This window comes from Saccharopolyspora sp. NPDC002376 (assembly GCF_053593195.1).
In genome coordinates this window covers 182,245-206,708 of sequence record NZ_JBSFBZ010000004.1, presented here as the reverse complement: position 1 = coordinate 206,708, position 24,464 = coordinate 182,245, and the positions used below count along the sequence as shown (strand labels likewise).

Sequence of the window (24,464 nt, the reverse complement as noted above, 5' to 3'; positions counted from 1 at the left end):
TCTGAAACGGCACCTCGCTCCTCTTTATTACAGGGGGTTCTTCAGACGTCAGGAGATCGGGATGAGCGTGCTACCCGCGTCGTTCGCCGTGCTGGTCGCCACCGGCCTGGCGGCGATGGCGTTCGCGCCGTTCGTCGCCGCCGAGCACCGGCGGCACGGCGAGCTCCGCGCGGGCGTCGCGCTGCTGCGCTTCTCCGTCCTGCTCTACTCCGTCGGCCTGGCCAGCTACGTGCTGCTGCCGTTCCCCGGCGACCAGGCCTGCTTCGAGCCGCAGTGGCAGCCCTTCGCGAGTTTCCGCAGCGTCCTGATGGTGGAGCAGTTCGCCTGCAACATCGCGCTCTTCGTCCCGCTAGGCGCGTTGCTGCGCCGCGGTCCGGCCGCGGCTGCGCTGGTCGGAGCTGCTGCATCGGTGTTCATCGAGCTGACCCAGCTCACCGGGATGTGGTTCCTGCGCCCGTGTCCGTACCGGGTGTTCGACGTCGACGACGTCATCGCCAACACCACCGGTGCGGCGCTCGGCGGGCTGCTCGCACCGCTGCTGCGCCGCGTGCCCACCGCCGCCCACGATCGACCAGCGACACCGCGCCCGGTGACCGCGCCACGTCGGCTGCTGGGCATGACCTGCGACCTGCTCGTGCTCTGGTGGCTGGGCATCGCCTGCGCTCGCGGCGTCGAGCTCGCACTCTGGCTGACCGGCACCTCCCCCGGAATCTGGTGGGAAGCATCGGCGCTGTGGTTCGCGCCCGCCGTCGTGCTGCTGATCGCGATGATGCTCAGCGGCAGCTCGCTCGGCCAGCACGCGGTCTGCCTGCGCGCCCGCGCGCCCACCCGGCCGATGACCGCCGCGCTGCTGCGCTGGGCTCTTGGCGTCGGTGGACTCGCCGCAGCTCAAGGCACGTGCACGGTCGTACTCGGCGAACCGGATGCGGTGCTGGGGATGCTGTGGTGCGCGGTGCACGCCTGCGGTGTGACCGGTACCCGAGATCATCGCGGAATCACCGGCTGGGTGGCCGGGTTGCAAGTGATCGACGCCAGACAAAGCCAGCGCGCCCCGACTGCGGCCCGCTCGACCTGAGAGACTGCCGGCGAAAGCCGTCCGCGCTTGTGGAAGCGGCGTCAGCCGCTTGGACCACCCTCACGCGGCGACCACCCGCGGGTTCTGAGTGCTTTCCTGGCGAGGACGGCCCCTCCGCCGTGTATTGGTCATACATCAGGAGGGGCACCCGCAGTCCAGGGAAGCACTCAGGTTCCGCCAAGCGACCACCCGAGCAACGCAGCCACCGACAGGCCTTAAGGCAGGATGAACCAGTGCGGCATTTCGACCTAGTGATCATCGGTTCCGGCTCCGGCAACTCGATCCTCGACGACCGGTTCGCCGACTGGGACGTCGCCATCGTCGAGAAGGGCATCGGCCCCAACGACGCCTACGGCGGCACCTGCCTGAACGTCGGCTGCATCCCGACGAAGATGTTCGTGCACACCGCGGACATCGCCAGCGCCCCCGGCAGCGGCAGCAAGCTTGGCGTCGACCTGGAGCTGCAGGACGTGCGCTGGCCCGAGATCCGGGACCGGATCTTCGGCCGGATCGACCCGATCTCCGCGGGCGGTCGCCGCTACCGCGCCGAGGAGAACGAGAACGTCACCCTCTACCAGGGCGAGGCCCGGTTCACCGGCGTCAAGCAGCTGACCGTGCAGACCGCGGACGGCCCGGAGACGATCACCGCGGACCGGTTCGTGGTGGCCGCTGGCGGGCGCCCGGCGCTGCCGGAGATCCCCGGCCTCGACCAGGTCGACTTCCACACCAGCGACACCGTGATGCGGCTCGACCGGCTGCCCCGCCGGATGATCATCATGGGCACCGGGTTCATCGGCGCCGAGTTCGCGCACGTGTTCTCCGCGCTCGGCGTCGAGGTCACCATGATCGGCCGCTCCGGCCGGGTGCTGCGCAGCGAGGACACCGACGTCTCGGCCCGGTTCACCGAGATCGCCGACCAGCGCTGGGACCTGCGGCTCAACCGCAAGGAGATCTCCGTCGAGCAGGACGGCGACCTGGTGCGCCTGCACCTGGAGGGTCCGGACGGCGCCGAAGCGGTGGAGGCCGAGGCCCTGCTGATCGCGATCGGCCGGGTGCCCAACGCCGACCTCCTCGACGCCGCCGACGGCGGGCTGGAGCTCACCGACGGAGGCAAGATCAAGGTCGACGCCACCCAGCGGACCTCTGTCGACGGCGTGTGGGCGCTGGGTGACATCAGCTCCGACTACGAGCTCAAGCACGTCGCCAACCACGAGATGCGCGTCGTGCAGCACAACCTGCTGCACCCGGCGGAACCGATCGAATCGGACCACCGGTTCGTCCCGCACGCGGTGTTCTCTTCGCCACAGATCGCCTCCGTCGGCCTGACCGAGCAAGAGGCGCAGCAGCGCGGCGTCGAGTACGTGACCTCCACCCAGGACTACGCGGGCATCGCCTACGGCTGGGCGATGGAGGACACCACCGGCTTCGCCAAGCTGCTCGCCGACCCGAACACCGGGCAGCTGCTGGGCGCGCACATCATCGGCCCTCAGGCGCCGACGCTGATCCAGCCGCTGATCCAGGCGATGGAGTTCGGCCTGGACGCCCGCATCATGGCCCGCGGCCAGTACTGGATCCACCCCGGCATGCCGGAACTGGTGGAGAACGCGCTGCTCAACCTGCCGCTGAACTGATCGTCCGAGCGCATCACGCGGGTACCGCCACCCGCGTGATGTGTCCGGCATCATCTTGATCCGTTCCAGAAGCGGGGGTGTGCTGTAGCGAAAGTTGTCCTCTGGCCCTGGGGGTGCAACTCGATCCTGTGGCGCCGAACGAAGGAGAGCACCCCGTGCTTCACGAACGTCTCGAGCCGGTCTACGACAACGTGGTCCAGCGCAACCGCGGTGAAACCGAGTTCCACCAGGCCGTCCGCGAGGTGCTGGAGAGCATCGGACCGGTCATCGACAAGCACCCCGAGTACGCCGAGCAGAAGATCATCGAGCGCATCTGCGAACCGGAGCGCCAGATCACCTTCCGCGTGCCGTGGGAGGACGACCGCGGCGAGGTGCACATCAACCGCGGCTTCCGGGTCGAGTTCAACAGCGCGCTCGGCCCGTACAAGGGCGGCCTGCGCTTCCACCCGTCGGTGTACCAGGGCATCGTGAAGTTCCTCGGCTTCGAGCAGATCTTCAAGAACGCGCTCACCGGCCTGCCCATCGGCGGCGGCAAGGGCGGCGCCGACTTCGACCCCAAGGGCCGCTCGAACCGCGAGATCATGCGGTTCTGCCAGAGCTTCATGACCGAGCTGCACCGGCACATCGGCGAGTACACCGACGTGCCGGCCGGTGACATCGGCGTCGGCGGCCGCGAGGTCGGCTACCTGTTCGGCCAGTACAAGCGGATCACCAACCGCTACGAGTCCGGCGTGCTCACCGGCAAGCACCTGTCCTTCGGCGGCGCCCGCGTCCGCACCGAGGCGACCGGGTACGGCTGCGCCTTCTTCGTGCAGGAGATGCTGGCGGCGCGCGGCGAGTCCTTCGAGGGCAAGCAGGTCGTGGTCTCCGGCTCGGGCAACGTCGCGATCTACACGATGGAGAAGGTCCACCAGCTCGGCGGCACCGTGGTCGCCTGCTCGGACTCCTCCGGTTACGTGCACGACGAGAACGGCATCGACGTCGAGCTGGTCAAACAGCTCAAGGAGGTCGAGCGGACCCGGATCAGCACCTACGTGGAGCGCCGGCCGGGCGCGAAGTTCGTCGCCGACCGCAGCGTCTGGGAGGTTCCCTGCCAGGTCGCGATGCCCTCGGCCACCCAGAACGAGCTCGGCGCCACCGATGCGGCGACCCTGATCGCCAACGGCTGCGTCGCGGTCGGCGAAGGCGCGAACATGCCGACCACCCCGGACGCCGTGCGCAACTTCCAGGAAGCGGGCGTCGCCTTCGGCCCCGGCAAGGCGGCGAACGCGGGCGGCGTGGCGACCTCGGCGCTGGAGATGCAGCAGAACGCGTCCCGCGCGAGCTGGAGCTTCGAATTCACCGAGCAGCGCCTCGAGCAGATCATGAAGGACGTCCACGCCCGCTGCTACGCCACGGCGGAGGAGTACGGCATGCCCGGCAACTACGTGGCAGGAGCCAACATCAACGGCTTCACCAACGTCGCCGACGCCATGCTCCGCCTCGGCCTCATCTGACCTGCAATTCCTGTCTGACGCACTCATTTTGCGTAGCGGTGCAAGTGGCGGAACCTCAGACGCCGCCTGGACTGCGGGTGCCCAACTTTATGTATGCCAAATACACGGCAGTCGGGCCGTCCTCGCCAGGCGACGTCTGAGAACCCGCGGCGGTGCAAGTTGCGAGGGTGGGCTATGCGCCTTCGGCGCATCAAAACAAAAGATCAAAGGCCGACGCTAAGAGCGTTGGATAGACGCTCAGAGCATTAGAACTGGTAAAGGGCCCCTCCGACCGGAACAACCGGTTGGCGGGGCCCTTCGCGGTCGGGGTCAGACGTGGCGGGGGCGGCCGGCGATGACTCCGAAGACCGACTGGATCGCGACGATCACCACGAGGACCGTCAGCGAGGCCGACCACGCGCCGGTCACGTCGTGCAGGACGCCGAACAGGAACGGCCCGAACGACGCGATCAGGTAGCCGATGCTCTGCGACATCGCCGACAGCGAGCCGGTGTCAGCGGCGGTGGCCGTGCGCAGCGAGATGAGCACCAGAGCCAGCGGGAACGCACTCATGCCGACGCCGATCAGCACTGCCCACACCACCGGCATGGTCAGCGGCGCGAACAGCAACCCGAGCAGGCCGGTGATGGTCAGCGCCGCCAGCCCGATCGCCCAGCCGGACTGGCTGCGCGTCTTGGTCACCAGCGGTGGCAGGATCATGTTGATCGGCACGCCGACCAGCAGCAACAGGCCGAGCAGCATGCCCGCGGTGGTGCTGTCGATCCCGACGCCCTTGAACACCTCGGGCAGCCAGCCCATCACGACGTAGGCGACCAGCGACTGCAGCGCGAAGTACCCGGTGATCACCCACGCCAGCGGGCTGCGCATCAGCGAGCGCCGCGGCCCGGACGAAGCCGTCACCTGGCGCCCCGACGAGCGGCGCGCAGTGGCCGGAACCCAGACGCACAGCGCGGCCAGCGCCACCACAGCCCAGGTGGCCAGCGCGAGCCGCCAGCTGCCGGTGGCCGAGTTCAGGTACGGCGTCAGCGCGGATCCGGTCGAGCCGCCCGCGGCCATCGCCGTCGTGTAGAGAGCGGTCGCCATCCCGACCCGAGTCGGGAACGACTCCTTGACCACCACCGGGATCAGCACGTTGCACATCGCGATCGCCGCGCACACCAGCACGGTTCCGCCGAGCACGGTCCACGTACCGCCGACGGTCCGCAGCAACATCGCGGCGGTCAGCACGGCCAGCGAAACGCCGACGACCTTGTTGATGCCCATCCGCCGCGCCAGCAGCGGAGCACCGATGCCCGCCACGCCGAAGCACAGCGTGGGCACGGACGTCACGACGCTCGCCCAGGTGCTGGACGCACCGAGCGAGTCCCGCACCTCACCGAGCACCGACGCCAGGCTCGTGACCGCGGGGCGCATGTTCGCCGCCGCGAGCGCCACACCGGCGAGCAGCAGGCCACCGCCGGCGACCGCGAGGTGCCGGTTCGGTTCGACCGTTTCCGCAGCACCGTCGTTCTCGCGCGCGAGCGCGTCCGGGTGCACATCGGCGGGGCGTCGGGTGGCATCCTGGTCAGCCACATGGTCAGGGACATGCTGGGTTCGCGACTCGGTGGACATCGCGGACTAGTATGTCAAACGTAGGATGTTTGGATGAAAGGACCTGCCAGTGCCTTTGGTCACTGCCAAGCGGACCGGGCTGGTCGATCAGGTCATCGCCCAGATCCGCGAACTCGTGACGTCCGGGGAATGGCCGCTGGGCGAGAAGATCCCGCCGGAGACCGAGCTGGTGGCGGCCCTCGGCGTCGGGCGCAACACCGTCCGCGAAGCGGTGCGCGCGCTCTCCCACGCGGGGCTGCTCGAGGTCCGGCAGGGCGACGGCACGTTCGTGCGGGCGACCAACGAGATCTCCGGCGCAGTCCGCAAGCTGTGCGGATCCGAGCTGCGACAGGTCCTGGAGGTGCGGCGAGCACTGGAGGTCGAGGGCGCGCGATTGGCCGCCCGGGCGCGCACCGAGGACGACCTGCGGGAGATGTCGGACTGCCTGAACGAGCGGGACGCCGCCGTGCAGAACCGGGACAGCGCAGCGGTCATCACCACCGACGCCGAGTTCCACCGGCGTCTGGTCGCGGCCTCGCACAACCCGGTGCTGGTCTCGCTCTACGACGGGATCCACGAGGCGGTGACCTCCAGCGTGGCGACCACCTTCAACCCGGAGATCCCGCCGGAACAGCACGTCTCGCACACGGCACTGCTCACCGCGGTGCACGATGGCGACCCGCGGCGAGCAGCGGAAGAAGCGGGCGGATTCCTGGAGGAGCTGCTCGCCCAGATGAGCCCTCAGACCGAGGAGTCCGGCCAGTAGTCGGTCCCGACGTCGAAGGCCTCCCCACCGGCGGGCACAACCCAGGAAGCTGCGATCACGCCAGCGGCAAAGCCGCCACCTGATCGACCCTGCGCTGGCACCAGCTGGACCGACGGCGCGCCGAACCGGGTGATCACGATTTCCTCCCCGGACTCGGCGCGGTCTAGGAGCTCAACCAACCGGTCGCGGGCTTCGTCAACGGTGAACTCGGCAGCCATGCCGATGACGTTACCTGCATCACATCGGAAAGGCCCGATTCCGCCGCGGTTTCAGCCCAGGCCGTGGCACACCGTTGGCAGCCCGGCAGGCGCTCCCCCGTCGAGCAGCCGGCGCAGGGCATCGGTGTCCAGGTGTTTTTCCACCAGGTCGCCGAGCAGGTCGAGCTGTCCGGCGCGGATGTCGGCGAACACCGTGTCATCGGCCGGTTCGAAGCCGTCCCGCCCCGCGCGCCGCGCCGACCAGCGCAGGAACGCGCGCCGAAAGGCGTCGTTCTCGAACAGCCCGTGCCAGTGCGTGCCGAGCACGGATTCGGCGATGCCGCCCTCGGGCTGCCCGTCCGACGTGGTGACCAGCGGTTCGAGATCGCCGCGACGACGGGGGGCGCCGTGGTGGATCTCGTAGCCCGAAACCGGCTCTCCGAACGCATTTCCGCTCGGCCGCGCCAGCGTTTTCCGGGCCTCGAACTCGATCTCCACGTCCAGCAGCCCGAGACCGTCGACCGCACCGGAACCCGATTCGACCTCGTCGTGGATGCGCCGGGTCAGCATCTGGAAGCCACCGCAGATCCCGGCCACCGGCAGCCCCGCGCGGGCGTGCGCGAGGATCGCGTCGGCCAGCCCGCTGCTGCGCAGCCAGCCCAGATCGGCGACGGTGGACTTGGAGCCGGGCAGCACCACCAGGTCCGCGTCGGCCAGCCGGGAGGGCTCGGTGACGAACCGGACCGAAACACCCGGCTCGGCGGCCAGCGCTTCGACGTCCGTGGCGTTGGAGATCCGCGGCAATCGCGGTACCGCGACCCGCAACCACTGATCGCCGCGCGGCGGAGCGGGCCGCCCGACCACCCCGTCCGCGGCGTAGGACAGCGAATCCTCGGCGTCCAGCCACAGTTCCTCGGCCCACGGCAGCACACCGTGCATCGGGCGTCCGGTCAACACCCGCAGCTGGTCTAGCCCGGGCTCCAGCAACGCCGGATCCCCCCGGAACTTGTTGATCACGAACCCGCCGACCAGCGCCTGATCCGCCGCGTCCAGCAGCGCGAGAGTGCCGAAGAGCTGCGCGAACACGCCGCCGCGATCGATGTCGCCGACCACCAGCGTCGGCAGCCCGGCGGCCTGCGCCAGCCCCATGTTCGCGATGTCGTTGGCCCGCAGGTTGATCTCGGCGGGCGAGCCGGCGCCCTCGCAGATGACGTGATCGAACTCGGCCCGCAGTCCCTCCAATGTGGACACGACGGTGTCCAGCAGCGCGGCCTTGCGAGCCCGGTAGGACATCGCGGTCACCTCACCGGACACCCGCCCGAGTACGACGACCTGCGAACTGCGATCGCTACCGGGCTTGAGCAGCACGGGGTTGAACCGCACGGAAGGCTCCAGCCCGCACGCCGCGGCCTGCACGGCCTGCGCCCGCCCGATCTCACCTCCATCAGCGGTGACGACGGAATTGTTGGACATGTTCTGCGCCTTGAAAGGAGCAACCCGAGCCCCGCTCCGAGCCAACCACCGGCAAATCCCAGCGCTGACAACGCTCTTCCCCGCATCAGAAGTGGTCCCAGCCACCAACAAAGCACCCACGACAACTTCCTACCCCACCAGACAGAGCTCGCCTGGCGAGGACAGCCCGTTCGCTGTGCATTGGACATGCATGAGAACGGGATCCCGGAGCCAGGCTGCCTCTGAGGTTCCGCTACCCGCACCGCGAAGCACGGTGAGCACAGCGCTTTTCCCCGAAGTCAGGGAAGCGTCAGGATCTCGTTGCCCTCATCCGTGATCAGGATCGTGTGCTCGAACTGGGCTGTCCAGCTCTTGTCCTTGGTGGTGACCGTCCAGCCGTCGTCCCACATGTCGTACTCGTGGGTGCCGAGGGTGATCATCGGCTCGATGGTGAAGGTCATGCCCGGTTCGAGGACGGTCTGCACCGACGGCTCGTCGTAGTGCAGGATGACCAGTCCACTGTGGAAGGAGCGGCCGATGCCGTGGCCGGTGAAGTCGCGGACCACGCCGTAGCCGAAGCGCTTGGCGTAGGCCTCGATGACGCGGCCGATCACGTTGAGCTGGCGACCGGGCTTGGCGGCCTTGATGCCGCGCATCAGGGCTTCGTGGGTGCGCTCGACCAGCAGCCGCACCTCTTCCGAGACCTCGCCGGCCAGGAACGTGCCGTTGGTGTCGCCGTGCACGCCGCCGACGAAGCCGGTCACGTCGACGTTGACGATGTCGCCGTCCTCGATGACCGTGGAGTCCGGGATGCCGTGGCAGATCACCTCGTTGAGCGAGGTGCAGGAGGACTTGGGGAAGCCCCGGTAGCCGAGCGTCGACGGGTACACGCCGTGGTCGCAGAAGAACTCGTGCACGACCGCGTCGACGTGGTCGGTGGTCGCGCCGGGCTGCACCGCCTTGCCGGCTTCGACCAGCGCCTGCGCGGCGAGCTTGCCCGCGACCCGCATCGCTTCGATGACCTCGGGCGGCTGCACGTCGGGGTCGGTGCCGCGCTTGGGGGCCGGCTTGTCGACGTACTCGGGACGCTCGATGTGCGCGGGGACTGGGCGGCGCGGCGTTTGCACGCCTGGCTGCAACGGAGCTCGAACCGGCATGCCCCCACTCTAACCGCGCTGCCGTCGCCGAACTCCGGGCGGTGACCGCCGGATCACCTGCTCCGGCGGTGCGACTGGGGCGGTTCGGTCAGTTCGCGCCTGGTGATGCCGTGGCCAGTCCCGCTTCCTCGGCCGCGGCCAGCAGGGCCGGGTCGTAGGAGAGATAGGCCACCAGGCCGTCCTTGATCTTGCAGGCCGAGGCCAGGTGGATCGCGTCGACCGGACCGACCCCGGCCTGCAGTTCGCTGGCCGCGTCCAGCACGTCCTGCTTGACCGGCAGGTGGTCGATCTTCGAGATGATGATCGAGGCCAGGTCCACGGCGTGCGGGCCGATCTCGCGGAAGGTCCGCAGCACGTCGACCTTGGACAGCGCGCTGGTGACCCTGGGGTGCTCCCAGCGCTCGCGGATCCACTGGCTCAGCGCTTTGCTCTCCGGCTCGGGGGCGATCAGCTTGATCAGCGCGGAGGAATCGAAGTAGATCAAAACCGCTCCTGTTCACGTCTGCGCAGCAGCCGGTCGGAAACGCTCGGGGTAGGTGCCGCGGGCAACGGGTCGGGCAGCTCGCCGCCGTCGCCGGGCACCAGCTCCCCGGCCGCGACGAGCTCGTCGTACAGGGCTTGGTCACGAGTGGGCGGAGCCAGCACCGCGACGATGCGGCCTCGGTCGGTGACCAGGATCGACTCGCCGGCGGCGACTCGTCTCAGGTACCGACTGGCGTTCTGCCGCAGTTCGCGCACGCCGATCCGCTCCATGCGCTACAAGGTAGCACGTCGATCACCACAGGTGATCACCCGAACACGTGAAGCGATCAGCTCGCCGCGAGGAACCGCTTGGCCGCGTCGACCGCCGGGCCGGACGCGCCCGCGTCGGTGACCAGCACCGCGAACGCCAGGTCGCCGCGGTAGCCGACGAACCAGCCGTGCGAGTGGGTGCCGTCGCCGAACTGCGCGGTCCCGGTCTTGCCCCGCACCTCGCCGGAGTTGGCCAGCCCAATCGCGGTGCCCTCGGTGACGACCTCGCGCATCATGCTCCGGAGCTGGTCGAGGGCCTGCGGCGACGGCGGCTGCGGGGTGTCACTGGCCTTGGTCGGCATGCCCCGGATCAGCGTGGGCACCGGCATCCGGCCGTTGGCCACCGACGCGGTCACCAGCGCCATGCCGAACGGGCTGGCCAGCACCGTGCCCTGGCCGATGCCGTTCTCCGCGCGCTGCACCACGCTGTCGGCCGGCGGCACCTTGCCGGTGATGGTCGTAGCGCCCGGCATGTCGAAGTCGACGCCGAGGCCGTACTGGTGCGCGGTGTCGGTCAGCGCCTGGGCGGGCAGGTCGACCGCGAGCTGGGCGAACGTGGTGTTGCAGGACTTGGCGAAGGCCATGTGCAGCGGCACCCGGCCGAGGTCGAACTCCTTGTCGTTGGGCAGCTCCCGGCCATCGAAGACCTTCTTGCCGGGACAGTCCACCGGGGTGTCGCGGTTGACCTTGCCCGCTTCCAGCCCTGCGGTCGCGGTGACCATCTTGAACGTCGAGCCGGGCGGGTACTGCCCGGACAGCGCCACCGGTCCTTCCGCGTCGGCGGCGGCGTTCTGCGCGACCGCGAGCACCTCACCGCTGGAGGGCTGCATGGCCACCAGCATCGACGCCTGCGGGATCTGGTCCACCGCCTGCTCAGCGGCCCGCTGCGTGCGGTCGCCGAGGGTCACGGTCATCGGCTCGACCGGCTTCTCGGCGACGCTGTGCAGCTCAGCGGCCTCGTTGCCCGCCTGGTCGACCGCGACGACCCGCCAACCGGCGTTGGCCTCGACCTGCTCATCGGCCTTGCGAGCCACGCCCGCCAGCACCTGCGAGCCGTAGCCGCGCTCGCTGGCCACCAGCCGCACCTTGGCCGGGAAGCTCACCCCGGGCAGCTCGTAGATCTGCGGCTTGACCTTCTCGTAGTCGCCCTGCCGTAGGGTGACCACCGCGTAGGGCTGGCCCTCGGGCGTCTTGCCGACGCCGTCCATGATGGATTGCTGGGTGATCTCCGGTTCGATGGTGCTCAGCGCGTTCGCCAGCGAGGCGGCCACCTTCGGCACGTCCCCGGCGTCCTTCGCGGTCAGGCTGACCGTGACCAGCTGCTCCGGCCGCATCACCTCGGTGCCGTCGCGGTCGCGCACCGGCGCCGGGTCGGGACGCTGCTCGCGGAACGCCAGGTTCTGGCCCGGGCCGAGCTTCGGGTGCAGCGCGCTCGGCGCCCAGTGGACCTTCCAGCCCTGCTCCCCCTCGACCAGCGCGAGCTCGCCGGGGTAGTCCCAGACCCTGCCCGCGCCGAAGTCCCAGGACATGTCGAACTTCGCGGTCGGCACACCCCGTGGATCGTCGGTGACGCCCTGGACCGTCGCGTGCGCGGCCTCCGGGGACATGTTGTGGTGCAGCGCTTCCAGCGCTGGCTTCGCCTGCCCGGGGTTGTCGGTCTGGTTCGCCGCGCCTGCAGCGTCGCCGGCCGCCACGGCGTTGACGAAGGACGTGGCGACGTCCTTCTCGGACGGCCCGGTGCTGCAGGACGCCAGCGGCACCAGCAGCAGAGCGGCGAGCCCGGCGAAGATCCGCGAGGAAACCATGCCCGCGAGTATGCCGAAACCCCCTGAAAGGTCCACCCTCTTTTCCAGCGGGCTGAACGGTGGAGATCAAGTGCGAATCCAGCACCAACGACGCCGGTCAAAGGCGTCTTGCACCCAGATGTCGATCATGTCTGACCAGGCGCTCAGGATGTCCTTTGAACGGTTGGAGCGGTGAAACATCCCACGATCTTCACCCCATCGTGTCCACCGCTCGACAGTGAACAAATCCCAGGTCAGAGCAGGATTGTGCTGAAAGAACCGATGCGGCGGAAGCCGACCTTCTCGTAGGCCAGCCGCGCGGCGACGTTGTAGTCGTTGACGTACAGGCTCGCCGTCCGACCGAGTCCGCGCACCAAACGGTCGGCGACCGCAGCAGTACCCGCAGTGCCCAACCCGGTGCTGCGCCGGTCCGGATGGACCCAGACGCCCTGGATCTGGCCGACGGTCCGCGACAGCGCGCCGATCTCGGCCTTGAACACGACTTCGCCGTCTTCGAAGCGGGCGAACGCCCTGCCGCTGTTGATCAGGTCCGCCACCCGCGCCCGGTAGCTCGCCGACCCGCCGTCGCTGCACGGGTCCACGCCCACCTCTTCGGTGAACATCGCGATCGCTGCGGGCAGGTAGCGCTCCAGCTCGTTCGGCCGAACCTGGCGCACCAGCGGGTCCGGAGTGACGTGCGGCGCCTCTGCCAGCACCATCAGCGGCTGGTCGGCGCGGACATCCCGCGCCGGTCCCCACTGCGCGGCGACCTCGTCCCACAACGTCAGCACCTGCTCGGACGGACCGACCAGCGACGAGCACATCCGGCGGCGGCGCAGCGCCCGGTCGGCGAAGGCACGCATCGCGTCCGGTCCGCCGCGCAGCGGGATCAGGTTCGCGCCCGAGAAGCACATGCCGGTCAGCTTGCTGCCGTAGCCCCAGAGCTCGCCGCCAAGGCGCAGCGGGTGGACGCCCGCCTCCTCGACGCGTGCGGCGACCATGCAGGCCGCGACCGGCGCGGAGTCCAGCACGGAGCGGACCAGCACCGAGTCCCGTTCCTCCAACAGCCGTGCACCGGCGAGCTTGAGCACCCGCCAAGACTGCCAGAAACGCGGGCTGCGCAACTCCCCTGGCTGCGAGGCACCACACCCGTAAATCTCGCGCTCACCCATTCGGATTAGCCCGGTGGGCGGAACTGCTCGACACCTGATCGTCCAGACGCACGGCACTCATGACGCAGCTGACCGCCGCCCCCGAACCGGGGACGGCCGATCTCGCGAAATCAACCGACCGACACGGTCGGAGCGTCACCGTCGACGGGCTCCATGTCCTCGGCGATGCGCATGGCCTCTTCGATCAGCGTCTCGACGATCTTGTGCTCGGGCACGGTCTTGATGACCTCGCCCTTGACGAAGATCTGGCCCTTGCCGTTGCCCGAAGCGACACCCAGGTCCGCCTCGCGGGCCTCGCCCGGCCCGTTGACGACGCAGCCCATCACCGCGACGCGCAGCGGGACCTCCATGCCCTCCAGGCCGGCGGTCACCTCGTCGGCGAGCTTGTAGACGTCGACCTGGGCGCGACCGCAGGACGGGCAGGAGACGATCTCCAGCTTGCGCGGGCGCAGGTTCAGCGACTGCAGGATCTGCGTGCCGACCTTGATCTCCTCCACCGGCGGCGCGGACAGCGAGACCCGGATGGTGTCGCCGATGCCCTGCCGCAGCAGTGCGCCGAAGGCGACCGCGGACTTGATCGTGCCCTGGAACGCCGGGCCGGCCTCGGTCACGCCGAGGTGCAGCGGGTAGTCGCACTGCTCGGCGAGGATCTCGTAGGCGCGCACCATCACGACCGGGTCGTTGTGCTTCACCGAGATCTTCAGGTCGTGGAAGTCGTGCTCGGCGAACAGGCTCGCCTCCCACAGCGCCGACTCGGCCAGCGCCTCCGGGGTGGCCTTGCCGTGCTTCTGCATCAGCCGCGGGTCCAGCGAACCGGCGTTGACGCCGATCCGGATCGGCGTGCCGTGGTCCTTGGCGGCCTGCGCGATCTCCTTGACCTTGTCGTCGAACTTCTTGATGTTGCCCGGGTTCACCCGCACCGCGGCGCAGCCGGCCTCGATCGCCGCGAAGACGTACTTCGGCTGGAAGTGGATGTCGGCGATGACGGGGATCTTGGACTTCTGCGCGATCGCCGGGAGCGCCTCGGCGTCGTCCGCGCTCGGGCAGGCCACCCGCACGATGTCGCAGCCGGAGGCGGTGAGCTCCGCGATCTGCTGAAGCGTGCTGTTGATGTCCGCGGTGACGGTCGTAGTCATGCTCTGCACGGAGATGGGGGACTCGCTGCCCACTCCGACCGCCCCGACCTGCAACTGCCGGGTCTTGCGCCGCTCCGCTAGCACCGGAGCAGGGGCCGCGGGCATGCCCAGATCGACGGTCATCGAAACCTCTCCACCTCTTCTGGTGTTCTTCCGGCGGCTGCCACCGCCTGCGCACCACGATACCGGCGAGCTTTCATCCGGCTGGACGTCGTGCGGGTAGGACAGATCACGTTGGGTGATCGTTTCGGTCGGGCAAGGCCGCGTTCAACCCAGCGACGCCCATCGCTCGTCACCTGTTAGCGCAAGTCCGGGAGTCGTCGGACGAAACTCGATCACCCCGGCTGACCGACCTTCTGCCCCGCCGCACGCGCTCGCCCACCCCGGCCCAATCGCCCCAGGACACCCACCAACACCAAAAAAAGTCCCGTGAGCGTTCTGGGTCGCCACGACAACCCAAACGCTCACGGGACTTGAACGGCTGGAGCGCTAGAAGAGCTTGACCGGGTTCACCACGTCGGCGACCAGGACCAGCAGCGAGTACGCGATGAACACCAGGCTGATCGCGTAGGCCAGCGGCATCAGCCGCGCCGTGTCGAACGGGCCCGGGTCCGGGCGCCGCACCAGCTTGGCGAAGCCGCGCCGGATCGACTCCCACAGCGCACCCGCGATGTGCCCGCCGTCCAGCGGCAGCAGCGGCAGCATGTTGAACACGAACAGCGAGAGGTTCACCCCGGCCAGCAGGTTGAACATCAGCATGATCCGGGCGTCCACGCCGATCTCGTCCGAGGACAGCACCTCGCCGCCCAACCGGCTGGCACCGACGATGCCGACCGGCGAGTCCGCTTCGCGTTCCCCGCCGAAGATCGCCGACACCAGGTCCGGCACCCGCTGCGGCAGTTCGATGACCTTCTGCGCGGTCAGGCTGACGAACCCGCCGATGGTGTTGACCACACCGCCGATGTCCTGCTTGACCCGCACCTGCGTCGGGGTGAGCCCGAGGAAGCCGACCGTCTCGTACTCGCTGGGCGAGGTCAGCTTCGGCATCTGGTTCTGCATCAGGTCCGGGGTCAGCGTGACCCGGTGTCCCTCGCGCTCGACGACCACCGGGACCGGCCCGGTGGACTTGCGGATGGCCAGCTGCAGGTCTTCCCAGGTCGTGTAGGGCTTGCCGTTGAACTCCAGGATCTTGTCACCGGGCTGGAACCCGGCGGCCGCGGCCGGGGAGGGCTTCGCACCGGCCGGGCAGACGTCCTTGTTCGGCGCGTCGGCGGGCAGCACGCACTCGCTGACAGAGGCGACCGTAGTGGTCGTGGTCGGCAGGCCGTAGCCCATCAGGATCCCGGCGAAGATGCCAGCCGCCAGGATGAGGTTCATCACCGGCCCGGCCATCATCACGATGATCCGCTTCCACGGGCTGCGCTGGTAGAACTGCCGGTGCGCGTCCTCGGGGGTGACCTCCTCCGCCGACATCTGCCGGGCGTCCTCGATCATCGCCCGAATCGGGGTGGAGGAGACGGTGCGCCCGTACGCCTCGTCCTTCTTCGGCGGGAACATGCCGATCATCCGGATGTAACCGCCGAACGGGATCAGCTTGACGCCGTACTCGGTGTCGCCTTTCTTGCGCGACCAGATGGTGCGGCCGAAGCCGACCATGTACTGGGTGACCTTGACCCCGAACAGCTTCGCCGCCGCCAGGTGGCCCAGCTCGTGCCACGCGATGGAGAACAGCAGCCCGAAGAAGAAGATCACGATGCCAACGATGACCAGCATCTGCTACTCCGCCTTCCCTGCGGCCACCAGCTCGTTGGCCCTGGCGCGCGCCCAATCCTCGGCCGCGAAGACCTCGTCCAAGCTCGCCGGCTCGGACCGCCATTGGTCGGCCCCGGCGAGCACATCACCCACAGTCTGCACGATTCCGGTGAACCCGAGTCGGCGTTGTACGAAAGCCGACAGCGCTTCTTCGTTGGCCGCGTTGTAGATCGCGGGCAGGCAACCGCCGCCGGAACCGGCCGCGCGGGCCAGCTCGATCGCCGGGAACGCCTCGTTGTCGACCGGCTCGAAGGTCCACTCCTGCGCCTTCGAGAAGTCCAGCGCCGGGGCGGCTCCGGGCACCCGCCGCGGCCACTCCAGGCTCATCGCGATCGGGATCCGCATGTTCGGCGGGCTGGCCTGGGCGATCGTCGAACCGTCCACGAAGGTGACCATCGAGTGCACGATGGACTGCGGGTGGACGGTCACGTCGATGCGGTCGTAGCCGATGCCGAACAGCAGGTGCGCCTCGATCAGCTCCAGGCCCTTGTTCACCAGGGTCGCCGAGTTGATGGTGACCACGTTGCCCATCGACCAGGTCGGGTGCGCCAGCGCCTGCTGCACCGTGACGTCGACCAGCTCTTCGCGCTTGCGGCCGCGGAAGGGCCCGCCGGAGGCGGTCAGCACCAGCTTCTCGACCGAGTCGGGCTGGGCGCCGAGCAGGCACTGAGCCAGCGCCGAGTGCTCGGAGTCGACCGGCACGATCTGCCCGGGCTTGGCCTTGTCCAGCACCAGCGAACCGCCCGCGATCAGCGATTCCTTGTTCGCCAGCGCCAGCTGGGAGCCGGTGTCCAGCGCAGCCAGGGTGGGCTTGAGGCCACGGGAACCGTCGATGCCGTTGATGATCACGTCGGCGGGGACGGACTCGATGAGGTCGGTCACCGCGTCCGGCCCGGCCCACAGGTCGGGCAGCTGGTCGATCCGGCCCCACGACTCAGCTTCGGCTCGGATGGCGAGGTGGACGTCTTCGACTTCGCTCTCCCTGGCCACCGCGACGTTCGGGACCTGGAACTCCATCGCTTGCACGGCCAGGCCGAGCGGATCGCTGCCGCCCGCGGCCAGGCCCACGACCCGGAACCGGTCCGGGTTCTGCCGGATCACGTCCAGTGCCTGTTTGCCAATGGACCCGGTCGAGCCGAGCACCAGAACGGTGCGGGGGCCGGGAGCGTTCTGTTTCGGGGTGTCGGCGTGCATCACTGACATTGTCCCTGAAGGAGCGAGGGGGAAGTCGCTCGCGGTGCACAAATCACGATCGGGGGTCACGATCAGAGCATCGGTCGTCGCACCGGAGGAGGTCGGCCATGGGAGTCATCGGATGGATCGTTCTCGGTCTCATCGTGGGCGCGCTGGCCAAGGCGATCATGCCCGGCAAGGACGGCGGCGGGATCCTTGTCACCATGCTGCTCGGGGTGGTCGGCGCATTCGTCGGCGGGCTGCTCGGCAACTGGATCTTCGGCGTGGGCATCGACCGGTTCTGGTCGCTGAGCACCTGGATCCTGGCCATCGTGGGATCGCTGATCGTGCTGGGCGTTTACCGGGTGATCATCGGCCGCAAGGCCGTATCGCGAGGCTGATCACATCGGAGGGTGTTGCGGAAGGCGCTTCCGCAACACCCTTTTCGCTGCTCGCACCGGGACGGGCGGGCGCTGACGCATCGATGGCGTGTGCGAAGATGGGGCGTGTGGATCGCCAATCGGCGGTTCGCACTTCGAGCACCATCTTCCGGTCCGGGCGGCCGGGCGTGGCACCAGGAGGGGAACGTGGCGAGCACCGAGCTGGAGAAGAAGCCCAGCCAGGCCGTCGACCCGGCCGAAGAGCCGTCGGCCGAGTGGGGCTGGCACGGCGGGTTCCCGAAGGCGACGCAGTTCGCCGGTTGGTTCTCCGTCTTCGCGTGCCTGATCATGCTGATCGGCAACCACCAGGGCATCCTCAGCGGCGGCGACGAGTTCATGACCGAGGACTACTTCCTGGTCATCACCGCGGTGGTCCTGGTCATCGGCCTGCTGATGGATCTGCGTCGCAGGAAGACCGCCTGGCGCAGCTGACGCCAAGAGCACGAAGAACGCCGCTTCCGGAATTCCGGAGGCGGCGTTCTTCGCTTCGGGGCGGTGAACCTTCTCGCCCCCGCGGTCCGTGCTTGGTGGTGTCGTGAGTGCGCAACCGCGCCCACCCGCACTCACGACACCAAACTTCGAGGCCCCAACGCCGGTCTTGACCTTGGTTTTGGTCTTTGAAGCGGCGCCAGCCGCTTAGCCCACCCCCGCAACCGACACCGCCGCGGGTTCTCAGAGGTCGCCTGGCGAGGACAGCCCGTTCGCCGTGAACTTGGACATACATCAAGAACGGGGTCCCGCAGCCAGGCGGCCTCTGAGGTTCCGCTACCCGCACCGCTTCGCAGAACGAGCCTGGAACACTGTCTTTCAGACGATGATCCCGGTGAGAACGGTGACGTGCTCCTGGGTCAGGTCGACCATGGCGGCGTGCACGCCTTCGCGGCCTACACCGGACTCCTTGACCCCGCCGTAGGGCATTTGGTCGGCGCGGAAGCTCGGCACGTCGCCGATGATCACGCCGCCGACCTCCAGTTCCGCCGCAGCGCGGAACGCCAGCTGCATGTCGCGGGTGAACACGCCGGCCTGGAGGCCGTAGCGGGAGGCGTTGACCTTCTCGAACGCCTCGTCCACCGAGTCCACCGGCGCGAGCACCAGCAGCGGGCCGAAGACCTCCTCGCAGGAGACCTTCGCGTCCTCGGGGACTCCGCTCAGCACGGTCGGCGCGAAGGTGGCGCCCTCGCGGGTTCCGCCGGTGAGCACCTCGGCTCCCGCGTCGACGGCTTCGCCGACCCAGGTCTCGAGCCGCTTCGCGGCCTCCTCGTTGATCATCGGTCCGACCTTGGTCGCCGGGTCCTTCGGGTCGCCGGTGGCCTGCGCCTCGACCGCCTTCACCACGCGGGCGGCGAGGTCGTCGTAGACGTCGCGGTGGACGTAGACGCGCTGCACGGAGATGCAGGACTGCCCGGCCTGGTACATCGCGAAGGTCGCGATCCGGTCCGCGGCGAAGTCCAGGTCCGGCCAGCTCGGGTCGACGACCACCGCGGCGTTGCCGCCGAGCTCGAGGGTCACGTGCTTGCGCGGCGCGGAGTCGAGGATGCCCCAGCCGACCGGGCCGGAGCCGGTGAAGGAGACCACCGGCAGCCGCGGGTCGGCGACCAGCTCGGCGGCCTTGTCGTTGCTGGTGGTCAGCACCGACCAGGAACCGTCGGGCAGCTCGGTCTCGGCCAGGATCTCGCCCAGCACCAGCGCGGACAGCGGCGTCTTCGGCGCGGGCTTGAGCACGATCGGCGTGCCGACCGCCAGCGCCGGGGCAACCTTGTGCGCCACCAGGTTCAGCGGGAAGTTGAACGGCGCGATGCCGAGCACGGGCCCGCGCGGGACGCGGCGGACCAGCGCCATCCGGCCGGTGCCGCCCGGATCGGTGTCCAGCCGCTGCAGGTCGCCGGAGAACCGGCGGGCCTCCTCCGCGCCCCACCGGAAGGTGGAGACGGCGCGGGCCACCTCGCCGCGGGCCCAGCTGATCGGCTTGCCGTTCTCGGCGGTGATCAGCTGCGCGATCTCCTCGGTCCGCTCCTCGAGCCGCCGGGTCACGTGGTCCAGCGCGGCAGCGCGCACGTGCGCGGGCGTGGTGGCGAACTCGCGGCGCACCGCGTCCGCGGCGGCGACGGCGCGCTCCACGTCGGCGTCGCTGGCGTAGCACGTGGTGGCGACCACGGTGCCGTCGTAGGGGTGCCGCACCTCGAACGTCGCGTCGCTGGTGACCCGCTCCCCCGCGACCCAGTTCCCGATGACCGATGACATCGGCTACCTCCAGTCGTTTCCGAAACCTCCCCAGAAGCTACGACCCCACCCGGCCCCCCAGCACTGCCAATCCGTACACCCACCTCACCCTCACTGTCCAAACCGTCCCGGGTACCCCGCAGCGGAAGCACGAAGGGCACCTCCCGCCAACAAGCGAAAGGTGCCCTCCACTCGTTCCGTCACCCGAGGCGGCGCCAATTTCGCGCGAAATTGACCACCCCGACGCCGGACCGCAGGCGCGAGCGGAGCAAGCCCGCACCCCCGGAGATCACGTGTGGCTGTGCATCACGTGCTTGATCCGGGTGTAGTCCTCGAAGCCGTAGCAGGAGAGGTCCTTGCCGTAGCCGGAGTGCTTGAAGCCGCCGTGGGGCATTTCCGCGACCAGGATCATGTGGGTGTTCACCCAGACGCAGCCGAAGTCCAGGTCCGTCACGAAGCGCTGGGCTCGGCCGTGGTCCCGGGTCCAGACGCTGGAGGCCAGGGCGTAGTTCACGCCGTTGGCCAGGTTCAGGGCGTCCGCCTCGTCGGCGAACGTCTGGACCGTGAGCACCGGGCCGAAGATCTCCTCCTGCACGGGTTCGTCGTCCTGCCGGACCCCGGCGAGCACCGTGGGCGCGAAGAAGCAGCCCTCGTCGCCGATCCGCTCGCCACCGGTGAGCACCTGGGCGTGCTCGGGCAGGCGGTCGATGATGCCCTGGACCCGCTCCAGCTGCGCGGCGTTGTTCAGCGGCCCGAGGTCGGCATCCACATCGGACGGTGGACCGCAACGCAGAGCGCGGACCTCCTCCACCAGCAGGCGGGTGAACTCCTCAGCGACGGACTGCTCCACCAGCACTCGGGTCGCAGCCGTGCAATCCTGGCCGGCGTTGAACGTGCCCGCAGAAGCGATGCCCGCCGCTGCCGCCGCCAGGTCCGCGTCCGCGAACACCAGCGCAGGCGCCTTACCACCCAGCTCCAGGTGCACGCGCTTGACGTCCTCTGCCGCCGCCGCAGCAACCTGCCGACCCGCCCGGGTCGACCCGGTGATCGACACCATCGCAGCCGCGGAGTCTGCGACCACGGCCTGACCGGTTTCCCGGTCACCGCAGACCACGTTGAGCACGCCGGGCGGGAAGATCCCGGCTGTCACCTCGCCGAGCAGCACCGCGGACACCGGCGTGGTGTCGGCGGGCTTGAGCACCACGGTGTTGCCCGCGGCGATCGCCGGGGCGATCTTCCACACCGCCATCATCAGCGGGTAGTTCCAGGGCGCGACCTGGCCGATCACGCCGACCGGTTCCCGGCGCACGTAGGAGGTGTGCTCAGGCGCGTACTCCGCTGCGGCAGTGCCTTCCAGCACCCGCGCCGCACCGGCGAAGAACCGGATCTGGTCGATGGAGGCCTTGACCTCCTCGCTGCGGGTGGCCGCCACCGGCTTGCCGGTGTTCTCCACCTCCGCCGCGACGAACTCGTCAGCGCGCCGTTCGAGCTCGTCGGCCAGCTGCAGCAGCAGCCGCTGCCGGGTGGCGGGCGTGGTGCGGCGCCACTCCGCGAAAGCCCGCTGGGCCGCGGCATAAGCCGCTTCGACGTCCTCAGTGGACGAAAGCGGCGCGGCGCCGAAGACCTTCCCGGTGCAGGGGTCGATCAGCTCGGTGGTGCGCCCGCTGCGGGCGTCCACCGCTCGACCGTCGATGATGTTGCGGATCTGGCGCATCAACGTCCTCCGGGCAGGATGCACAGCATGTCGTACAGCACGTGAGCAGCGGCGATGCCGGTGATCTCGGCATGATCGTAGGCGGGGGCGACCTCCACCAGATCGGCGCCGACCACGTTGAGGTCGGCCAACCCTCGCACCACTTCCAGCAGCTCGCGACTGGACAATCCACCGGCCTCTGGGGTTCCGGTGGCCGGCGCGAACGCCGGGTCCAGCACGTCGATGTCGATGGACAGGTACACCGGCCGCGAGCCGAGGCGGGCGCGGATGCGCTCGATGATGGTGTCCAGCGGGGTCCGGGCGAACTCGCGGCTGTGCACCGCGGCGAAGCCCATCCGCTCGCTCTCGTCGAGGTCGAGCTTCGAGTACAGCGGGCCTCGCAGCCCGACGTGCATGGAGTGCTCGAAGTCGATCAGGCCCTCCTCCGCGGCGCGGCGGAACGGAGTCCCGTGCGTGTAAGGCGCGCCGAAGTAGGTGTCCCAGGTGTCCAGGTGGGCGTCGAAGTGCAGCACCGCGATCGGCCCGTGCCGCTCGTGCTGCACGCGCAGCAGCGGCAGCGCGATGGTGTGGTCGCCACCGATGGTCAGCAGCGTGCGGCGGGTGCCGGACAGCTCGCGCGCGCTGGACTCGATGGTGCTGATGGCCTCGTTGATGTCGAACGGGTTCACCCCGACATCGCCGGCATCGGCGACCTGCCGCACGGCGAACGGTTCGGCGTCCATCGCCGGGTTGTACGGCCGCAGCAGCCGGGAGCTCTGCCGCACGTGGTTGGGACCGAACCGGGCGCCGGGCCGGTAGCTGACGCCGGTGTCGAACGGCACGCCCCAGAGCAGCACGTCGGCGTCGGGCACGTCGACGAGCCGGGGCAACCGCGCGAACGTGGTGTCCCCGCCGTAACGCGGCACGCGCGTGGCGTCGACCGGACCGATCGGGTCGTTCATCCTCATTCCTCCACTACCTCGTGAGCTCACGCCTGCTCTGCTGCAAGGACTTCCGCGGCCGTGCGCTTGCCGGATTCGATCGCGCCGTCGATGAAGGCCCGCCAGCGACGCGCGGTGTGCCGGCGATGTCCCGGAGGTCGTCCGGTGCGGTCGGCGTCGGGAATGGTGTCCACGCCGTGCGTTTCGATGCTGACGGGCGCGGCCGATCTCGGTTCTGAGGGCATTCGTCGACCTCCTTGGCGGGGAGCTGGATCCGGTGACCGCGCGGCACCGGCACCCAGCGTGGCCCCGGTCACCGACCAGAGGTAGTCACCGATCCTCTGAAGTCCCCCACCGCCGTTGGACGATCACACAACCCCCCAAGACGATCATCCGAACCCCATCCGCTCCCGCGCCCCCAGCCGGGCGAACCCCGCAATTTCAATCAGACGTCCGATTTCCCTTGAATTTGCGCCCCGACACGCCGGGCGCACGACACACCGGTCAGGCCTGGAGCTGGTCAGGACTGGCGGAGGGCCCGGAGGGCGAGGAAGAGGTCCACTCGGTCCGCTGTGCTGGAGAGGCTTCGGCCGGTCAGCTCCTCCACCCTGTTCATGCGGTGTCGCAGGGTGTTGATGTGCACGTGGAGGCGTTGCGCCGCTTCCTGCCAGCGTCCGCCCGCGTCGAGGAACACCGCCAGGGACGGGATGAGGTCACTGCTGCGCCTCTCGTCGTGGTCGAGCACCGGCCCGAGCAGTGTCCGGGAGGTCGCTGCCAGCAGTTCCGGATCCTGCGCCGACAGCAGCAACGCCGGACTGCTGAGCTGCTCGTGCGTCATCCAGCCGCGCTCGCTGCGCGAGGACACCGCTTCAGCGGCGTGCGCCGCCTGCAGCAGGCTCACCCGCAGTTCCGAGGCGGTGCCGGGTTTGCCAACGCCGACGTGCACCACGCCGCTGTCCAGCGAATCGTGGATCCGCCGCGCCAACTCCACCGCGCTGTCCGGCACCCGCGCGAACGCGACGACCTCGCCGCCGCGCTGCGCCGCCACACCGTCGGTGCCCAGCAGATCCCCGAGCCGCAGCGCCACGGCGTCCGGGACTTCGGTGCGCACGACGACCGCGGCGAGCGGACCGTCCGGCGGCAGGCCGAGCGAGTGCAGCCGGGTGCGGATGGTGTCGATCCCCACCGCTCCACTGTGGACCCATTCGAAGAGTTCCCACGCATAGCGCAGTTCCGTCGCGCGGACCGCTCGGGTGCGCTCGATCTCCAGCGCGATGAACGGCATCGCCTGCACCACGGCCGCCTGCTGCTCGACGTCGAGCTCGTCGGTCGGCCTCGGCAGCAGCAGCTCCGCCTCCGCCAGGCCCTCGCCCACCAGCGGCAACGGGTGGTTCGGCGTCGGCACCTCGCCCGCCACCAGACCGCCCGCGACCCGCACCGCTACGGGCTCGCCGAGCTGCTTGGCCAGCGTCTTGACCACGGTTCCGACGCCGCGGTCGACCCGCAGCGCGGCCACGATCGCGTCGTGCTGCGCGAGGTGCCGGCGCAGCGGGCGCTCCCACTCCGCCCGCTTGGTGTTGACGAAGGCCTCCACGATCTGCAGGAACGCGACCTCGGCGGGCACCACGAAGCAGGTCAGACCGCGGTCGCGCGCGGCGTCCACGAACTCCTCGGGCACCTGCGTCTCCGGCGGCACCAGCCCGAACCCAACGGCCGCGACGTCGGCCGCGACGAGGTCGGCCACGAAGGCCTCCGCGGTGATCCCGGCGGTGCGCCACACGCCTGCGGTGAGCACCACTTCGCCGCCGCGCAGGAAGCGACCCGGCGCCTGGATCTCGATGGTGTGCACCCAGCGGATCGGCCGATCCACCCGGCCGCGCACCCGCACCCGCAGATCGAGTTCCGGCAGGTTCAGCAGATCTTCGACGAGCACTGCG

General features: G+C 69.4%; 22 protein-coding genes. 6 read left to right on the top strand and 16 right to left on the bottom strand.

Annotation, left to right across the window (positions count from 1 at the left end):
* Positions 1-61: 61 nt before the first annotated feature.
* From ACWCO2_RS05195 to gdhA, 3 genes are all read left to right on the top strand, one after another.
* Positions 62-1,075 (top strand): VanZ family protein, encoded by a 1,014-nt coding sequence (locus ACWCO2_RS05195; RefSeq protein ID WP_450126429.1) that lies wholly within the window; start codon positions 62-64, stop codon positions 1,073-1,075.
* A gap of 233 nt (positions 1,076-1,308) precedes the next feature.
* A complete protein-coding gene (locus tag ACWCO2_RS05190; RefSeq protein WP_450126428.1) occupies positions 1,309-2,706 on the top strand; it encodes a mycothione reductase in 1,398 nt (465 codons plus the stop codon).
* Between the two features lie 155 nt (positions 2,707-2,861).
* Positions 2,862-4,202: an NADP-specific glutamate dehydrogenase gene (gene gdhA / locus ACWCO2_RS05185; protein ID WP_450126427.1), complete on the top strand. Its 1,341-nt coding sequence runs from the start codon at positions 2,862-2,864 to the stop codon at positions 4,200-4,202.
* A 309-nt stretch (positions 4,203-4,511) separates the two neighbouring features.
* On the opposite strand, the gene ACWCO2_RS05180 is transcribed toward gdhA, so the two are convergent.
* Positions 4,512-5,774 carry a CynX/NimT family MFS transporter gene (locus ACWCO2_RS05180; RefSeq protein ID WP_450126426.1) on the bottom strand — a complete coding sequence of 421 codons (1,263 nt, stop codon included), beginning with the start codon at positions 5,772-5,774 and terminating at the stop codon, positions 4,512-4,514.
* 88 nt (positions 5,775-5,862) lie between these two features.
* Between ACWCO2_RS05180 and ACWCO2_RS05175 the strand changes: the two genes are divergently transcribed.
* Positions 5,863-6,558, top strand: coding sequence for a FadR/GntR family transcriptional regulator (locus ACWCO2_RS05175; RefSeq protein ID WP_450126425.1), 696 nt, complete (start codon positions 5,863-5,865; stop codon positions 6,556-6,558).
* Here ACWCO2_RS05175 and ACWCO2_RS05170 read toward each other — a convergent pair.
* The 10 genes from ACWCO2_RS05170 to dxr form a co-directional block, all read right to left on the bottom strand.
* Positions 6,534-6,776 carry a type II toxin-antitoxin system Phd/YefM family antitoxin gene (locus tag ACWCO2_RS05170; protein WP_450126424.1) on the bottom strand — a complete coding sequence of 81 codons (243 nt, stop codon included), beginning with the start codon at positions 6,774-6,776 and terminating at the stop codon, positions 6,534-6,536. The genes ACWCO2_RS05175 and ACWCO2_RS05170 overlap by 25 nt on opposite strands.
* Before the next feature lie 51 nt (positions 6,777-6,827).
* Positions 6,828-8,348: a cobyric acid synthase gene (locus ACWCO2_RS05165; RefSeq protein WP_450126423.1), complete on the bottom strand. Its 1,521-nt coding sequence runs from the start codon at positions 8,346-8,348 to the stop codon at positions 6,828-6,830.
* A gap of 158 nt (positions 8,349-8,506) precedes the next feature.
* On the bottom strand, positions 8,507-9,364 hold the full coding sequence (gene map / locus ACWCO2_RS05160; RefSeq protein ID WP_450126422.1) for a type I methionyl aminopeptidase: 858 nt from the start codon (positions 9,362-9,364) through the stop codon (positions 8,507-8,509).
* Positions 9,365-9,452: 88 nt separating this feature from the next.
* Entirely contained in the window at positions 9,453-9,848 is a 396-nt protein-coding gene (locus ACWCO2_RS05155; protein WP_450126421.1) for a type II toxin-antitoxin system VapC family toxin, read from the bottom strand.
* On the bottom strand, positions 9,845-10,117 hold the full coding sequence (locus ACWCO2_RS05150; protein WP_450126420.1) for a type II toxin-antitoxin system Phd/YefM family antitoxin: 273 nt from the start codon (positions 10,115-10,117) through the stop codon (positions 9,845-9,847). The genes ACWCO2_RS05155 and ACWCO2_RS05150 overlap by 4 nt, the downstream gene beginning before the upstream one ends.
* 56 nt (positions 10,118-10,173) lie before the next feature.
* Positions 10,174-11,961, bottom strand: a complete 1,788-nt coding sequence (locus tag ACWCO2_RS05145; RefSeq protein WP_450126419.1) for a penicillin-binding transpeptidase domain-containing protein — start codon at positions 11,959-11,961, stop codon at positions 10,174-10,176.
* 233 nt (positions 11,962-12,194) lie between these two features.
* On the bottom strand, positions 12,195-13,031 hold the full coding sequence (locus tag ACWCO2_RS05140; protein WP_450126456.1) for a GNAT family N-acetyltransferase: 837 nt from the start codon (positions 13,029-13,031) through the stop codon (positions 12,195-12,197).
* Between the two features lie 191 nt (positions 13,032-13,222).
* On the bottom strand, positions 13,223-14,371 hold the full coding sequence (gene ispG / locus ACWCO2_RS05135; RefSeq protein WP_450126418.1) for a flavodoxin-dependent (E)-4-hydroxy-3-methylbut-2-enyl-diphosphate synthase: 1,149 nt from the start codon (positions 14,369-14,371) through the stop codon (positions 13,223-13,225).
* A gap of 366 nt (positions 14,372-14,737) precedes the next feature.
* A complete protein-coding gene (locus ACWCO2_RS05130; protein ID WP_450126417.1) occupies positions 14,738-16,021 on the bottom strand; it encodes a M50 family metallopeptidase in 1,284 nt (427 codons plus the stop codon).
* Between the two features lie 3 nt (positions 16,022-16,024).
* Positions 16,025-17,263, bottom strand: coding sequence for a 1-deoxy-D-xylulose-5-phosphate reductoisomerase (gene dxr / locus ACWCO2_RS05125; protein ID WP_450126416.1), 1,239 nt, complete (start codon positions 17,261-17,263; stop codon positions 16,025-16,027).
* A gap of 98 nt (positions 17,264-17,361) precedes the next feature.
* Here dxr and ACWCO2_RS05120 point away from each other — a divergent pair, with 98 nt between their 5' ends.
* Both ACWCO2_RS05120 and ACWCO2_RS05115 read left to right on the top strand, forming a co-directional pair.
* On the top strand, positions 17,362-17,634 hold the full coding sequence (locus ACWCO2_RS05120) for a GlsB/YeaQ/YmgE family stress response membrane protein (RefSeq protein ID WP_450126415.1): 273 nt from the start codon (positions 17,362-17,364) through the stop codon (positions 17,632-17,634).
* Positions 17,635-17,820: 186 nt separating this feature from the next.
* On the top strand, positions 17,821-18,105 hold the full coding sequence (locus ACWCO2_RS05115) for a DUF2631 domain-containing protein (RefSeq protein WP_450126414.1): 285 nt from the start codon (positions 17,821-17,823) through the stop codon (positions 18,103-18,105).
* 375 nt (positions 18,106-18,480) lie between these two features.
* Here ACWCO2_RS05115 and ACWCO2_RS05110 read toward each other — a convergent pair whose 3' ends face one another.
* The 5 genes from ACWCO2_RS05110 to ACWCO2_RS05090 form a co-directional block, all read right to left on the bottom strand.
* Positions 18,481-19,914, bottom strand: coding sequence for an aldehyde dehydrogenase family protein (locus ACWCO2_RS05110; protein ID WP_450126413.1), 1,434 nt, complete (start codon positions 19,912-19,914; stop codon positions 18,481-18,483).
* A gap of 268 nt (positions 19,915-20,182) precedes the next feature.
* On the bottom strand, positions 20,183-21,607 hold the full coding sequence (locus ACWCO2_RS05105; RefSeq protein WP_450126412.1) for an aminobutyraldehyde dehydrogenase: 1,425 nt from the start codon (positions 21,605-21,607) through the stop codon (positions 20,183-20,185).
* The gene (gene speB, locus ACWCO2_RS05100; RefSeq protein WP_450126411.1) at positions 21,607-22,548 is read right to left on the bottom strand and encodes an agmatinase; all 942 of its coding nucleotides are present in this window, start codon (positions 22,546-22,548) and stop codon (positions 21,607-21,609) included. The genes ACWCO2_RS05105 and speB overlap by 1 nt, the downstream gene beginning before the upstream one ends.
* Positions 22,549-22,574: 26 nt before the next feature.
* Positions 22,575-22,772 (bottom strand): FAD-dependent oxidoreductase, encoded by a 198-nt coding sequence (locus tag ACWCO2_RS05095; protein ID WP_450126410.1) that lies wholly within the window; start codon positions 22,770-22,772, stop codon positions 22,575-22,577.
* Positions 22,773-23,047: 275 nt separating this feature from the next.
* On the bottom strand, positions 23,048-24,460 hold the full coding sequence (locus ACWCO2_RS05090) for a PucR family transcriptional regulator ligand-binding domain-containing protein (protein WP_450126409.1): 1,413 nt from the start codon (positions 24,458-24,460) through the stop codon (positions 23,048-23,050).
* Positions 24,461-24,464: the final 4 nt, after the last annotated feature.

Bases quoted from the DNA above. Each gene is read 5' to 3' on its own strand.
- ACWCO2_RS05195 (WP_450126429.1), top strand. From the start codon at position 62: ATGAGCGTGCTACCCGCGTCGTTCGCCGTGCTGGTCGCCACCGGCCTG.
- ACWCO2_RS05170 (WP_450126424.1), bottom strand. From the start codon at position 6,776: ATGGCTGCCGAGTTCACCGTTGACGAAGCCCGCGACCGGTTGGTTGAG.
- map (WP_450126422.1), bottom strand. From the start codon at position 9,364: ATGCCGGTTCGAGCTCCGTTGCAGCCAGGCGTGCAAACGCCGCGCCGC.
- ACWCO2_RS05150 (WP_450126420.1), bottom strand. From the start codon at position 10,117: ATGGAGCGGATCGGCGTGCGCGAACTGCGGCAGAACGCCAGTCGGTAC.
- ACWCO2_RS05145 (WP_450126419.1), bottom strand. From the start codon at position 11,961: ATGGTTTCCTCGCGGATCTTCGCCGGGCTCGCCGCTCTGCTGCTGGTG.
- ispG (WP_450126418.1), bottom strand. From the start codon at position 14,371: ATGACCGTCGATCTGGGCATGCCCGCGGCCCCTGCTCCGGTGCTAGCG.
- ACWCO2_RS05130 (WP_450126417.1), bottom strand. From the start codon at position 16,021: ATGCTGGTCATCGTTGGCATCGTGATCTTCTTCTTCGGGCTGCTGTTC.
- dxr (WP_450126416.1), bottom strand. From the start codon at position 17,263: ATGTCAGTGATGCACGCCGACACCCCGAAACAGAACGCTCCCGGCCCC.
- ACWCO2_RS05120 (WP_450126415.1), top strand. From the start codon at position 17,362: ATGGGAGTCATCGGATGGATCGTTCTCGGTCTCATCGTGGGCGCGCTG.
- ACWCO2_RS05110 (WP_450126413.1), bottom strand. From the start codon at position 19,914: ATGTCATCGGTCATCGGGAACTGGGTCGCGGGGGAGCGGGTCACCAGC.
- ACWCO2_RS05105 (WP_450126412.1), bottom strand. From the start codon at position 21,607: ATGCGCCAGATCCGCAACATCATCGACGGTCGAGCGGTGGACGCCCGC.
- speB (WP_450126411.1), bottom strand. From the start codon at position 22,548: ATGAACGACCCGATCGGTCCGGTCGACGCCACGCGCGTGCCGCGTTAC.
- ACWCO2_RS05095 (WP_450126410.1), bottom strand. From the start codon at position 22,772: ATGCCCTCAGAACCGAGATCGGCCGCGCCCGTCAGCATCGAAACGCAC.